The 11,730-nt window shown below is 32.4% G+C and carries 19 protein-coding genes; 16 read left to right on the top strand and 3 right to left on the bottom strand.

Annotated features, from left to right (window positions below; genetic code table 11):
- Window positions 1-84: 84 nt before the first annotated feature.
- Together DU428_RS08555 and DU428_RS13435 are read left to right on the top strand one after the other, a co-directional pair.
- Complete coding sequence (locus DU428_RS08555) at window positions 85-831, top strand: hypothetical protein (protein WP_113966552.1); 747 nt, start codon at window positions 85-87, stop codon at window positions 829-831.
- 584 nt (window positions 832-1,415) lie between these two features.
- Window positions 1,416-1,580 carry a hypothetical protein gene (locus DU428_RS13435; RefSeq protein WP_165839155.1) on the top strand — a complete coding sequence of 55 codons (165 nt, stop codon included), beginning with the start codon at window positions 1,416-1,418 and terminating at the stop codon, window positions 1,578-1,580.
- 208 nt (window positions 1,581-1,788) lie between these two features.
- Here DU428_RS13435 and DU428_RS08550 read toward each other — a convergent pair whose 3' ends face one another.
- Window positions 1,789-2,625: a universal stress protein gene (locus DU428_RS08550; protein WP_072352189.1), complete on the bottom strand. Its 837-nt coding sequence runs from the start codon at window positions 2,623-2,625 to the stop codon at window positions 1,789-1,791.
- A gap of 247 nt (window positions 2,626-2,872) precedes the next feature.
- Between DU428_RS08550 and DU428_RS08545 the strand changes: the two genes are divergently transcribed.
- Both DU428_RS08545 and DU428_RS08540 read left to right on the top strand, forming a co-directional pair.
- Window positions 2,873-3,457, top strand: coding sequence for a Crp/Fnr family transcriptional regulator (locus DU428_RS08545; RefSeq protein WP_072352190.1), 585 nt, complete (start codon window positions 2,873-2,875; stop codon window positions 3,455-3,457).
- A 102-nt stretch (window positions 3,458-3,559) separates the two neighbouring features.
- Window positions 3,560-4,138, top strand: coding sequence for a YceI family protein (locus tag DU428_RS08540; protein ID WP_072352191.1), 579 nt, complete (start codon window positions 3,560-3,562; stop codon window positions 4,136-4,138).
- Window positions 4,139-4,240: 102 nt separating this feature from the next.
- Here DU428_RS08540 and DU428_RS08535 read toward each other — a convergent pair whose 3' ends face one another.
- Window positions 4,241-4,627, bottom strand: a complete 387-nt coding sequence (locus DU428_RS08535; protein ID WP_072352192.1) for a hypothetical protein — start codon at window positions 4,625-4,627, stop codon at window positions 4,241-4,243.
- A gap of 84 nt (window positions 4,628-4,711) precedes the next feature.
- On the opposite strand from DU428_RS08535, the gene xerA reads away from it, so the two are divergent.
- The 5 genes from xerA to DU428_RS08510 all read left to right on the top strand — a co-directional run bounded on the left by xerA (window position 4,712) and on the right by DU428_RS08510 (window position 7,735).
- The gene (xerA, locus tag DU428_RS08530; protein WP_113966553.1) at window positions 4,712-5,842 is read left to right on the top strand and encodes a site-specific tyrosine recombinase/integron integrase; all 1,131 of its coding nucleotides are present in this window, start codon (window positions 4,712-4,714) and stop codon (window positions 5,840-5,842) included.
- 99 nt (window positions 5,843-5,941) lie between these two features.
- Window positions 5,942-6,340: a lipocalin-like domain-containing protein gene (locus tag DU428_RS08525; protein ID WP_113966554.1), complete on the top strand. Its 399-nt coding sequence runs from the start codon at window positions 5,942-5,944 to the stop codon at window positions 6,338-6,340.
- 156 nt (window positions 6,341-6,496) lie between these two features.
- Window positions 6,497-7,021 carry a hypothetical protein gene (locus DU428_RS08520; protein WP_072353292.1) on the top strand — a complete coding sequence of 175 codons (525 nt, stop codon included), beginning with the start codon at window positions 6,497-6,499 and terminating at the stop codon, window positions 7,019-7,021.
- Between the two features lie 194 nt (window positions 7,022-7,215).
- The gene (locus DU428_RS08515) at window positions 7,216-7,455 is read left to right on the top strand and encodes a ribbon-helix-helix domain-containing protein (protein WP_036118677.1); all 240 of its coding nucleotides are present in this window, start codon (window positions 7,216-7,218) and stop codon (window positions 7,453-7,455) included.
- The gene (locus DU428_RS08510; RefSeq protein WP_113966555.1) at window positions 7,448-7,735 is read left to right on the top strand and encodes a type II toxin-antitoxin system RelE/ParE family toxin; all 288 of its coding nucleotides are present in this window, start codon (window positions 7,448-7,450) and stop codon (window positions 7,733-7,735) included. Before DU428_RS08515 ends, DU428_RS08510 begins: the two co-directional genes overlap by 8 nt.
- 175 nt (window positions 7,736-7,910) lie before the next feature.
- Here DU428_RS08510 and DU428_RS08505 read toward each other — a convergent pair whose 3' ends face one another.
- Complete coding sequence (locus tag DU428_RS08505; protein ID WP_113966556.1) at window positions 7,911-8,318, bottom strand: winged helix-turn-helix transcriptional regulator; 408 nt, start codon at window positions 8,316-8,318, stop codon at window positions 7,911-7,913.
- A gap of 94 nt (window positions 8,319-8,412) precedes the next feature.
- Between DU428_RS08505 and DU428_RS08500 the strand changes: the two genes are divergently transcribed.
- The 7 genes from DU428_RS08500 to DU428_RS08470 all read left to right on the top strand — a co-directional run bounded on the left by DU428_RS08500 (window position 8,413) and on the right by DU428_RS08470 (window position 11,695).
- Window positions 8,413-8,796: a nuclear transport factor 2 family protein gene (locus DU428_RS08500; RefSeq protein ID WP_243633475.1), complete on the top strand. Its 384-nt coding sequence runs from the start codon at window positions 8,413-8,415 to the stop codon at window positions 8,794-8,796.
- Window positions 8,796-9,131, top strand: coding sequence for a TfoX/Sxy family protein (locus DU428_RS08495; protein ID WP_113966557.1), 336 nt, complete (start codon window positions 8,796-8,798; stop codon window positions 9,129-9,131). Before DU428_RS08500 ends, DU428_RS08495 begins: the two co-directional genes overlap by 1 nt.
- 155 nt (window positions 9,132-9,286) lie before the next feature.
- Entirely contained in the window at window positions 9,287-9,553 is a 267-nt protein-coding gene (locus DU428_RS08490; protein WP_113966558.1) for a hypothetical protein, read from the top strand.
- A complete protein-coding gene (locus DU428_RS08485) occupies window positions 9,543-9,962 on the top strand; it encodes a contact-dependent growth inhibition system immunity protein (RefSeq protein WP_113966559.1) in 420 nt (139 codons plus the stop codon). Before DU428_RS08490 ends, DU428_RS08485 begins: the two co-directional genes overlap by 11 nt.
- Before the next feature lie 135 nt (window positions 9,963-10,097).
- The gene (locus tag DU428_RS13430) at window positions 10,098-10,607 is read left to right on the top strand and encodes a hypothetical protein (RefSeq protein WP_113966560.1); all 510 of its coding nucleotides are present in this window, start codon (window positions 10,098-10,100) and stop codon (window positions 10,605-10,607) included.
- Window positions 10,608-10,765: 158 nt separating this feature from the next.
- Window positions 10,766-11,137: a hypothetical protein gene (locus DU428_RS08475; RefSeq protein ID WP_113966561.1), complete on the top strand. Its 372-nt coding sequence runs from the start codon at window positions 10,766-10,768 to the stop codon at window positions 11,135-11,137.
- 177 nt (window positions 11,138-11,314) lie between these two features.
- Window positions 11,315-11,695, top strand: a complete 381-nt coding sequence (locus DU428_RS08470; RefSeq protein WP_113966562.1) for a hypothetical protein — start codon at window positions 11,315-11,317, stop codon at window positions 11,693-11,695.
- The last annotated feature ends 35 nt before the right edge of the window (window positions 11,696-11,730 follow it).

Below are 11,730 nucleotides of genomic sequence, written 5' to 3'. Positions count from 1 at the left end.
TATGTAGTATGTACGGGGTTAATACGCTATAGATACGCTATACCTATTGCGTAATTGTTTAGTTTTCATTATTTTAGTAGTGTTATGGCTAGACAAAAAGGATTGGTTAAGGTTACGGGTACTATAGGTGATGTGAACTTTTATATGGTTAAAGGGGTTGCATATGCTAGAAAGGCTGGTGGTGGTTTTAATGGTAAGGCTATTAAAACGAAAGCTAGTATGCAGCGTGTTCGTGAGAATGCTAGTGAGTTTGGGCATTGTAGTAAGGTGAAGAAAGCCTTTAGGTTAGCTTTGCGGGATGTTTTTTATGGTATAAAGGGGAAGGGATTTCACTCTAGGATGATGCGTTTGTTTTTGGAGATAAAGGCTTTGGATGGTGTTTCTGAGCGAGGGAAGCGTAGGGTGTTGGCTGGTTTACAAACAGCTAAGGGGAGGCGTTTGCTAAAGCGGTTTGATTTTTTGGTTCACCAGCCGATGGTTGGTGTTTTTAAAAACCAAGCTGTGTTTGATTGGAATACACAGGTATTGACGGTTTCTGGGTTTAATGCGAGTTTGTTTCCGGCGCCAAATACGGCTACGCATTTAGGGATTTGTTTGGGGGTTTTAGACTTTGATTTTGAGGGCTTGGAATCTTCGGTGGTGTATTCTAGTATTCATTTTTTGGAGCTAGGGGCTGGGGCTTCTAGTTTTACTTTGGTACCGGAGGATGTGTTGTTTCCGCAGCATGTTGGTATTGCTGTGGTTGGTTTTAGGTATTATGAGCTTATAGAAAACGAGATGTATGCTTTTGATAAGCCAGTAGGTGTTGGGGTAGTGGATTGTAAGGTTTAGTTTGTTTATTCTTTATACTATTATGTATATCACATTGCTTGGTATGTGCTTATTTGGAAAGTCTTAGAATTGTATAGATTACCATATATGCCTTCCCCAAGTCAACGCAACGTGCCATACACTTGCATGTTGTAAACATTGAAGCGTGATGGAGAGGTGAGGAAAGAGGAATAAAGAGTGGAATATATAATGAAATAAAAAAATGGAGAAAGTTTACGTGTAGATAAAGAATTCTATTTAGTGTCATGCTCAGGATACCCTAAAAGGGATGCGAAAACTGTTTGAGTTAGTCGGATAATATTAGCTAACTCTTAAAGCATTGACTAGAATGAAATATTTGCAAAACCTCTCTCCAATTTAAAAATCGCATGTGAGCGGAGAATTTTATCAGTGGATGACTAATGACCGCGCAATCAGGTAGTTTTAGTTGGCTTAATGAGTAGTATTGTTAAGTATTTAATGAAACCAATAAAATTTGAAACCCACTTGCTTTTATTTAAAAATTAATAAATATGAATAAACCAAAATTCATAGAGGTTTTGATTGATAACTAGTTACGCTCTATAAGTGACGGTAATATCGCATTGATAAAACAAATTAATGCCGATATAACAGAAATACATCTTTTCTCTAAAAGAAATAACGAGCAAATTAGATTTCAAGTAGCATATAACTACATGAATTTTAAAGCCTTAATCGAAGATGAAAACAGATTTGGAATTAACTTCACTTTGAATGAGTTTAAATAATAACTCTATTACTTTGGTTGGTAATCCATTCAGCTCTTTAAGAATATTAGCTTTAATAATATCTAATTTTTTAGACCTAATTTCGGTTGGTAAAGAAAAAACTTATCCCATAAAAAACGTTTTACAACACTGTATATGAATTTGGTTATAAATACAAACGCTCTAGTTTTTTGGCTAGAGCGTTTTTGTATGGTTTAAGTAGTGTTTTTTATTTTTTACGAGGGATTATCATGAATGGGATTTTTGAATTAAATCCTAGTCTTTTAATTACTGGTTCTTTTACTAGGTTTTCTATAAAGCTATGTTCGTAATTAATCATGGTTAATATATTGCTATTGTTTTCTTTAATAAAGTCTGTAATAGCATAGGCTTTTGTTTTATAGTCTGTTCTCCAGTTAAAGTTTAGCTCCAAGCCTTCTAGGTAGTTTTTTAGCATGTCTAGATTGGCGTTTTGAATATCTGAAAGTGTTTCTTTAGCATTAATATGTAGTACGTCTATAGATGAGTTGTGTAATTCTGCTAGTTCTTTGATGCTTTGAATTTCTTCGCCAAAAAATCTAGTAAAGGCACTTGGGAATAATATTTTTTTAGGTGCTTTGTATTTACATTTACTAGGTACTAATAAAAGTGGTGCGCGTCTTACTTTGTTTATTACTGCCACGGCATTGCTACCTAATAGTATTTTTTTTGCCCCTGTTGCCCCTTTGGTACCCATTACTACAAGGTCTATTTTATATTTTTTATTTGCTAGTTTAATAGAGTCCATTAAGGAACCGAAGCTAAAGATGGTATCAAATTCATGATCGCTATTTGTGCTTTCTTTTTTTGCACGATTCATCACTTCTATAAGCTGTTCTTTTTCTTTTTCAACTAGGGGGTCTATTTGACTTTGTGGAACCTGTGTTCTTGTTCCTGTATTAAGAAAGGTGAAAGCATGTGAGAAATAAAAGGTACATGGTGTGTTTGCATATAATTTTAAAGCGTATAGTGCTGCGCTCCATGCGTTTTCTGAAAAATCTGTTGGTACTAAAATATGTTTTCTCATGCTTAAATTGATGTGTTACTGTAAAATAAGGGTTTTGGTTAATTATATCTGTAAATTTAAGGTTTTATATTTAATGGCAAAATGATATTTGTCAGCTTTAAGTAAATATGCGTTTATATATTGTTTTAGTTGCAGGTTTGTTTGTAGTACTTGTTGCAATAGGGTGGTTTTTTTCTGTTTGTTTTTATTTATTACATTGCATGGGTAAAATGGAATTTTTAGTAGCATCTATCTTTAGTATATACACATGAATAAAGAGCCTTTTTTAGATTATATAGGTAATTATATTACTTTAAGTAAGGAGGAGGAAGCCTTGCTTTTTTCGAAAATAATTGAAAGAAATTATCTTAAAGATCAATATATTGTACAACAAGGAGATGTTTGTAAAAGTGTAAATTTTATACTTTCGGGGTGTACTAAAACTTTTTATATTGATGCGGCAGGGCAGGAGCATATAGTTGGTTTTTCTATTGCGGATTGGTGGACTTCTGATTTGGGAAGTTTTATAACACAAAGTCCTGCAGATTTTCATGTGCAGTGTATAGAGAGCACGAAGATTCTTCAATTTCGTTATGAAGAATTGGAGGTATTGTACCAAGAGATTCCTAAGTTAGAGCGATTATTTAGAAAGATTACGGAGCGTGCTTTTGTTGCTTCTCAAAAAAGAATTATAAGAAACTTTAGTTTAACAGCTAAGGAGCGTTATCGTATTTTTAAGGATACTTATCCTAAGATTGAGCAGCGTGTACCACAGTATATGATTGCTTCTTATTTAGGAATTACTAAAGAATTTTTGAGTAAAATAAAGCGTCAACTTTCTTTAGAAAAATAAAAGTTAATCTAGTTTAATCTTCTTTTATAAACTACTTCATTTTGCGTGTTTGTGATATGTTGGATATTTGTGCTTTAATATTTAACAGAAAAACAGATACAAATGAAAAATTACATTAAAAATTTAGCAGCTATTGTTTTGGTAGCATTTATGACATTTTCTTTTACTACCATAGAAGGAGATAAAAAAGAAATTAAAGTAGGGGAGAGTAAGGTTGTTTGGAAAGGTTATAAGGTAACAGGCGCTCACGAGGGTTTGATTTCTATTAGCTCTGGGCATCTTGCCTTTGATGGAGATAGACTAACAGGTGGTGCTTTTGTAATGGATATGCCTAGTATAACGGTTACCGATTTAGAAGGGGAATACAAAGGCCAATTAGAAGGGCATTTAAAGTCGGATGATTTTTTTGGTGTTGAAAAGTACCCTACGGCAAGTTTGGTATTTACTAAAGTTGCAGTAAGCGGTAAGAATTCATATAAAGTTACAGGAGATATTACTATTAAAGGTATTACAGAGAGCATCACTTTTGATCTTTCGGTTTATGGTAATAAGGCTAATGCTGCATTAAATATAGACAGATCTGTTTTTAATGTTCGTTATGGTTCTACTAGCTTTTTTGATGACTTGAAGGACAAAGCTATTTATGATGCGTTTGATATTATTGCAGATTTACAATTTTAGTATTTTAGATTATTATATAGTTTAGTTTTTATATATATACAGGTTTTTATTTTTAAGGACCTAATTACAAAGCCAAATTTCACGATTTGGCTTTTGTTTTTTCTATTGTTTTTTTGTCATATACTCTTGCCATTTTACCAGGACATATTTTTCTGCCCCATGTTCTGATTTCTTTAGGAAGCCATATTCATATACAAATAAATAGACGTCTTGGTTTTTGTTTTTCCAATAGTGGGTAAAGAAATTGGGGTTAAATCCTTTATTTATTAATATTTCACTTCTTACGGTTGCTTTTCCTGCACGATTGAAGTTTTTTAAAATGCGTCTGTTTGTTTTTAGTTGTTTATCTACTTTGGTATAGAAACTTGGTTTTTCTTCTATTGATTTTTGGTAGTGATAGGAGCTTTTACAATAGGTGTCGCAGAACTTTTTATCTGATCTGCCAGACAAAAGTTTGTTACATGCTTTACAGGTTTTTTTCTTTTTCATGGCTAGCGAATATCTATCTGATAGTTATACGTTTATTATACGCTTAATATACGGTTAAAATGTTGATTATTAGTATTATTGGTTATGGATTTTAAAAAGCATATTACTTTAAGGCACTTATTGCTAGATAATAAGAAATATATTGGTTTGCAGTTTTATTCGGATAAGGTATTGAATGCATTGATACGGGAGTTACCTGGTTTACAATGGTCTGAGGAGTATAGCATGTATTATATAGCTAATACTTCTAATAATCTTACTAGTATTTTTACTGTTTTTAAGGGTGTTGCTTGGGTTAATGGCAAGTATTTTTTTGGGTCTAATAGATCTAAGAATTTGGATGAAGAGTTTGATGTTTCTTGGTATAGGAAAAGAGCTTTGCCTGATGATTATAGGGCTTGTCCGCCTTCTTATTTACAGAAACTGGAATTAAAAAAATATGCAAACAATACGGTAAAGACTTATGTGTCTTGTTTTGAGCGTTTTATTAATTATTATAAAGGTAAAGAAATAGATGCTTTGAATGAGTTTGATATACGAAGGTATATTCAAATGCTAATACAGAAGCATCATTCTACTTCTTATATTAACCAGGCTATTAACAGTATTAAGTTTTATTATGAAATTGTTTTGGGTATGCCTAATAGGTTTTATGAAATAGAGCGACCTAGGAAAGAAAAGAAGTTACCTGTTGTTTTGTCTAAGGAGGATGTGTTTCGGGTTATAGCCTCGACTAATAATTTAAAACATAAGTGTATAGTGAGTTTACTTTATTCGGCTGGATTAAGGCGTAGTGAGCTTTTGAATTTGAGGCTTGAGGATATTGATAGCAAGCGAATGGTGATACGTGTTGTTGGTGCTAAGGGTAACAAGGATAGGTACACATTGTTGTCTAAAAAGTTGTTGGTAGATTTAAGGTTGTATTATAAGGAGTACCAACCTAAGGAGTATTTGTTTGAGGGAATGAAGGGTCGTAAATACCATGCGAATAGTGTTTTTAAAATAGTGAGTAGTGCAGGGGAGCGGGCAGGTATTCTAGTAAAGGTTTCGCCACATGTACTGCGTCATAGTTTTGCTACACATTTATTGGAGTCTGGTACAGATTTGCGATATATCCAGATGTTATTAGGTCATAATTCTACTAAAACGACAGAAATTTACACACATGTGGCCACAAATAATTTTGATTCTATAAAAAATCCGTTAGATTTGTGATATAAAGGATATAAACTCCCTTAGGGAGTTTATCCAATTGTTGTGGTGCATTTAAACACAACTATACAGAAAATTATTCATCTCAAAAATAAAGAAATTATGAAAAGAATACTGACACTTTTATTAATCGGATTTTTAATTTCAAGTTGCTCGAATGACGATGACATTTCAAATCAAATAATCGGAAATTGGAAATTAACCGAAGCTAAATTTTATGGAATTGAAGGAGAAGGTTCAATTGACTATTCGGATGAAAATATCATTTACAATTTTAAAGCAAACGGAATTCTTGTTGTTTCTGGTGGAGATAATGCAGGATACACGAATGGAGAATATGAGTATTTTTTTGGGGAAGACCATTTAGGTGGTAATACTGACCCAAAAGTATTATTGGTAAAAATCAACAACTCAAAATGGACTTACGATTTGACTAATAAAAAAATGACTTTAGGACAATCTTACGTTGACGGCCCGAATTTAATATTTGAACGAAAATAAAAAACGACACCACAACAATGTATAACCGCAATTACGGCGGATTCGACTACGTCCGAATCCACACGTAATTTCTAAATTCCGTGCTTAACCGAAAAACCTCGTATATTTATCCGTAACTGCGGTTATACTAAACGTTAGCAAACATTTGAGAACAAAATGAAACTGATATTTTTCATAATTGCATTTTTAAGTTTAATTTTAATTTCGTTTCAAATAATTGAACTGAAAGAATATTACAACGGACAAGGTGTGATTTTTGACTCTTCGGTTAAATATCCTTTTGTAGAACCGAATTATAACAAAGCGCACACACCGAATCTATCTGAAATAAAAAGAGCTGAAAAAATATTATCTGAAAAATATTATGAGTATAGAACTAATGTTTTAGATAGTTTCAATGTAGACAAGTCGATTATAAAAAAGAGACTGAAAAAACCGAAAAACGTGATTAAAAAGTTCCATAAATATAATAGACAATATATTAGTTATGTGAGCAAATCGAATGACACAATTATTTCAATCGGACTTTTAAATTTTGCGAATAAAAGAAAAGCAGAAAAAAATTTTACAGACTGGAAAAAGACTATACAATTCGGATTTCACGGATTTTATGAAGACAATCAAGAATGGGTTTCTATAAATATAACGGACAATGAATTTATTTATAAAATCGGAAAATAAAAAACGTTTGCTAACAATGTATAACCGCAATTACGGCGGATTCGACTACGTCCGAATCCACTCGGAATTGCTAACGTCAGTGCTAAACCGAAAAATTTGGTACTTTAACCCGTAACTGACGGTTATACGAGACCGTTGGCTACAATTTGGAAACGATTCATTTTTGGTGTATATTTACATCAAACAATTAAATTATGTCAAGACAAAGTATATCTTTTACAAAACCAAACGATGAATGGTTAAAAGCCCAAGTGGACAATAAAGAATATTCTAGCAAAAGCGAATTAGTTAACGATTTGATTAGACAAGCAAGAAAACAGCAAGTTCAAATTGACTGGATTCGAGCTAAAATCGAAAAAGCTGAAAACAGTGGGTTTACGAATGACAGTAAAGAAAGTATTTTAGCTCAATCAAAGTCTTTGCTAAATGGCTAAATACAAACTGACAAATGAAGCGAAAAATGACTTGATTCGGATTCACCATTACGGAGTTAAAAAATTTGGAATGACCCAAGCGGACAAATATTTTGAGTCTTTTTTCGAATATTTTGATATTATTGCTGAACGTCCTTTTTCCTTTGAATCTGTTGACTATATAAAAAAAGGATACAGACGTTGCGTTTGTGGAGTTGATAGTATTTTCTATAAAGTCAATGAAAACATTGTTGAAATAGTGACAATAGTTGGAAGACAAGATTTGAATGAAAAATTATGATGGAATTAAAAAAACTGTAGCCAACAATGTATAACCGCAATTACGGCGGATTCGACTACGTCCGAATCCACTCGGAATTGCTAACGTCAGTTCTAAACCGAAAATAATCGCTAATTTAACCCGTAACTGACGGTTATACGAGACCGTTAGCCACAATACGCAAAAAATGAACAGGCTAACCAAATTCTTCAGTTAGTTTTTCAAGATAATCGGTAATGACTTTTGACTTATCCACTTCGATTTTTTTGCCAAGTTCCCTTCTTGGACAGTTTTCATTGTACTTTGCACCCCAATCCATAATTTCAATGACAATCGGAAGCAAGTCAATGCCTTTTTTAGTCAAACTGTAAACAAATTTTGACTTGTTTTCAGGCGATACGCTTTTGGAAAGAATATTTTCGGACTCAAGAATATTCAATCGATTGACCAAAATATTTGTCGCGATTTTTTCTTCCGATTTTAAAAATTCGCTGTACGACAACTTTCCACGGAGCATTATATCTCTGATTATCAACAAAGACCATTTATCCCCAAAAACGTCCAATGAACAACTGATTGGACAGTCCGACCTATTTTTTTTCATTCCACAAAAATATTAAAGCACTTGCAATTTACAATAACTTTTGTACATTTGTTGAACTTGCAAAATGCAATAACTTTAATTAAAGATTAAAAAAATGACAAATTCTACGACTACAAAAAAGCTATTGGAAACATATTACAGGGGCTTTGCAAAAAAAGAAGGTTGGGAATCCGTAATCTCGGACAACTTTGAATTTAGAGCCGACAATATGGAAAAGGAAGATATAAACAAAGGAAAAGAAACCTATGTAAACATTATCGCTCGATTTTCGAGACTATATCAAAACGTGCGAATAAAAAGAATGATAATTGATGGCAACAATGCAAGTGTGATTGCCAATTACGACTACATTTTCCCAAATGGAAAGCATATTTCTGGAGATGTAGCGGAATTTTGGACTGCAAAGGACGGTAAACTGACTTCACTGCATATCTACTTCGATACGCTTACGTTTGACAAAAACACACCGAAAAAATAATGGCATACAGCGAAAACATTGCTCAAAGAATTAGAAGTTCACTCGAACATTTGGCTAATGTTGAGGAAAAGAAAATGTTTGGCAGTTTGGCATTTATGGTTAACGGAAAAATGTGTTTGACTGCCGGCCCAAAAAGAATGATGTGCAGAATTGACCCTAAATTGCACGAACAAGAAGTCAGAAAAATAGGATGTTCAACTGTTGTGATGAGAGGACGGAATTACAAAGGTTACATACACGTCCAAGAAGAAAACTTGAAACAAGAAAACGACTTTGAACATTGGATTGAACTTGCATTGGACTTTAACGAACAACTGACCTCGAAAGGAAAATAAAAAGTACTGTGGCTAACAACGTATATAAAAAATAGCGGTTTAAGTACTTAAATCAAAGTGGTTTTCATAAATTTAACGTCAGTACCAAATCGAAAAGTAAGTGCATAAAAATCCGCTACTTTTCATATACAAGACCGTTGTGCACAAGCTGAAAAATGAATTACTTTAAAAGAAATTGGGACGAAACTCGAGGAGATGAGTTTGATAGTTGGGGAAAATCTATTTGGTATTTCGAGACCGATAAATCTGGACTTCCAACAAAACAAATTGAGGTTTATCAAAACGGAAAAGTACTTAAATACGACCAAACAAAATTGCAAGATGAGTTTGGCGGACTTGGAGACCAAGAATTAGATTTGATTGAATTCTCTGAATTTCAAATCACAAAAGAGGAATTCGAAAAAATTTGGAATGAAAACTAATTCAAAATCAATTGAACAATTAGAAAACGATTATTGGAAAGATGAAATTGAGTTTCCATCTAATCTTGTAATTAATTGCCATAAATACAGAAAAATTCCAATTAAGGACTTAACAATTGAGCAATTAAGACTTTTGATTTCACAAAAAATCGGAATTGAATATCTGGCTGAACTTGCAATCAAAAAGCTGGAATTAAATATTTTGGCGGAAGGCGACCTTTATGAGGGCGATTTGTTACAGGCAGTGTTGAGCTTACCGACTGAATTTTGGAATGAAAAGCAAACTGAATTTCTGATTTTACAAAACTTGGTGGAACAGAATTCTGAACTGATAAAAACTGAACTCGGAGAAAAGAAATTTGACCGAATAAATGAAAAAATAAAAGCCAGTGCACAACAATGGCTATAAGTAATTGCTTGTTCTCGCCTACTTCTGAAAATCCTCGCGGATTTTCAGTTTGGTGTGTACTTGCAAAGTTAACCGCTAACCCACGCAACTACTCATAGCCGAGACCGTTGGCAGTAATTTAAACCAAGAACCAAATTGAAAATAAGATATTTACCGAAATTATTTTTTCCTTTACTACAATTAATTTTTGGTTTAGGACTCTTAACTGTATTTATCTATGGAATATACAAATTTACAGTCGACTTTAAAATTGAACTACTAATACAAGGGATTCTATTTTTGAGTTTTATTGGTTTCTTTTCATTTCATTTGATTTATAATTTCTTGTATTATATAAAAATCATTCGTTTTGAAGGGAACTTCTTTACTGTTTTTGAACTTCACAAGTTGAAAAACAGTAAAATAAACTATAATAAGATTCAAGGATTTTCAACATCTGAAGTGTATTTTGGAAAATATCTTTGGAAATGTAATTCCATTGTTATCTACACCGAAACAAAAAAGACTATTGAAATTTTAAGTAATTATAATTCATCTTATAAGAAATTTGAACAGGAGCTAAAAAAAAGGAAAATAAAATATTACGGATTTGAAGAATATAATACTGGCTGGCATTTTAGAGAATATAAATTTAATGAAAAATAAAAAACTACTGCCAACACCGTATAAACTTTATTGCTAGTTATAGCTCACTTGGGAAATTCCTCCGGAATTTCGCAGTTCGTGCTTTATTTAGTAAATTCATTGATTAAACAACGCAACAAAGCTTATACAACAACGTTGTAGGTAATTTGAAAAACAAAATGTCTGACATTAATTTTAAACAAATCCGATTTTATTTACTAGGTATTTTTGCAATTATCATCGGACTTTTGATTTGGTTTTTAAATACTGATTTCTTTGTAAAAAAGGATTACTTGGACTTTAAAAAAACTGAATTTAATGCAATACTCTTTTCCAAGAAAGATGAACACCCGACAAAGGGAAATAAGATTTACCTAAAAAACGGACCTGAATTAATTGTTAGTAGAGAATTATTTGACAAACTAAAAATCGGAGATTCCGTAATAAAAAAAGCTGACTCTGACTCGATATTTTTTAAAACGGACTTCGGAGTTTTAATCGATGATTACAACGGATTTAAAAGAAAAAAATATTTGGAATCGTTGAAATAAAAACTACCTACAACACCGGCTATAATCCATTGCTTCAGTTGGTTATTTTCATGATTTATTCCTACATTTATCAAACTATGATTCCTACTCGGAAAATCCTGCGGATTTTACTCGCAACGGAATCATAGCCAAACCGTTGTATGTAATGTTACTCAAGCACCATAAATAAAACTGTAAATGAAATCTATTAAAATTACTTCTCTAATTATTTCATCCCTTATCTTGAATAGTTGTTTGAATTTAAGGTCTTGTCCTGAAGATATTTCTGGAAAATTTGTTTGTAAAAATAATCCAAACGCCGAAAATTATTTATTGCTAAATAAAGATGGAACATTCGAACACTTTTATAAAGAAGACAGTATAATGTTAAAACAAAATGGAACTTGGGAAAGAAGTAATGATGGTTATTGTAAAATAGAGTTTAGCGAATGGAATAGTTATAATGAAAACGGTATCGATTTTGAGGAATTCGGGAATGGACTCTTTTGGATAAATGGAAAATATCTCGATATGACACCCGACGGAAATTCACGCTCAAGTTTTGAAAAATCTAAATAATAAAAATACACTACATACAACAATGTATAACCGCA

This window comes from Oceanihabitans sediminis (assembly GCF_003337215.1).
In the GTDB taxonomy this organism is placed as follows: Bacteria; Bacteroidota; Bacteroidia; order Flavobacteriales; family Flavobacteriaceae; genus Oceanihabitans; species Oceanihabitans sediminis.
This window is presented reverse-complemented; position numbering and strand designations above follow the sequence as displayed.

What these genes read in the sequence shown, in the direction of transcription:
- DU428_RS08520 (WP_072353292.1), top strand. Translation starts at nt 6,497, where the DNA reads ATGAAACTGATATTTTTCATAATTGCATTTTTAAGTTTAATTTTAATT.
- DU428_RS08535 (WP_072352192.1), bottom strand. Translation starts at nt 4,627, where the DNA reads ATGAAAAAGAAAAAAACCTGTAAAGCATGTAACAAACTTTTGTCTGGC.
- DU428_RS08540 (WP_072352191.1), top strand. Translation starts at nt 3,560, where the DNA reads ATGAAAAATTACATTAAAAATTTAGCAGCTATTGTTTTGGTAGCATTT.
- DU428_RS08505 (WP_113966556.1), bottom strand. Translation starts at nt 8,318, where the DNA reads ATGAAAAAAAATAGGTCGGACTGTCCAATCAGTTGTTCATTGGACGTT.
- DU428_RS08500 (WP_243633475.1), top strand. Translation starts at nt 8,413, where the DNA reads ATGACAAATTCTACGACTACAAAAAAGCTATTGGAAACATATTACAGG.
- DU428_RS08475 (WP_113966561.1), top strand. Translation starts at nt 10,766, where the DNA reads ATGTCTGACATTAATTTTAAACAAATCCGATTTTATTTACTAGGTATT.
- DU428_RS08525 (WP_113966554.1), top strand. Translation starts at nt 5,942, where the DNA reads ATGAAAAGAATACTGACACTTTTATTAATCGGATTTTTAATTTCAAGT.
- DU428_RS08550 (WP_072352189.1), bottom strand. Translation starts at nt 2,625, where the DNA reads ATGAGAAAACATATTTTAGTACCAACAGATTTTTCAGAAAACGCATGG.
- DU428_RS08545 (WP_072352190.1), top strand. Translation starts at nt 2,873, where the DNA reads ATGAATAAAGAGCCTTTTTTAGATTATATAGGTAATTATATTACTTTA.
- DU428_RS08515 (WP_036118677.1), top strand. Translation starts at nt 7,216, where the DNA reads ATGTCAAGACAAAGTATATCTTTTACAAAACCAAACGATGAATGGTTA.
- DU428_RS08555 (WP_113966552.1), top strand. Translation starts at nt 85, where the DNA reads ATGGCTAGACAAAAAGGATTGGTTAAGGTTACGGGTACTATAGGTGAT.
- DU428_RS08485 (WP_113966559.1), top strand. Translation starts at nt 9,543, where the DNA reads ATGAAAACTAATTCAAAATCAATTGAACAATTAGAAAACGATTATTGG.
- DU428_RS08510 (WP_113966555.1), top strand. Translation starts at nt 7,448, where the DNA reads ATGGCTAAATACAAACTGACAAATGAAGCGAAAAATGACTTGATTCGG.
- xerA (WP_113966553.1), top strand. Translation starts at nt 4,712, where the DNA reads ATGGATTTTAAAAAGCATATTACTTTAAGGCACTTATTGCTAGATAAT.
- DU428_RS08490 (WP_113966558.1), top strand. Translation starts at nt 9,287, where the DNA reads ATGAATTACTTTAAAAGAAATTGGGACGAAACTCGAGGAGATGAGTTT.
- DU428_RS08495 (WP_113966557.1), top strand. Translation starts at nt 8,796, where the DNA reads ATGGCATACAGCGAAAACATTGCTCAAAGAATTAGAAGTTCACTCGAA.
- DU428_RS08470 (WP_113966562.1), top strand. Translation starts at nt 11,315, where the DNA reads ATGAAATCTATTAAAATTACTTCTCTAATTATTTCATCCCTTATCTTG.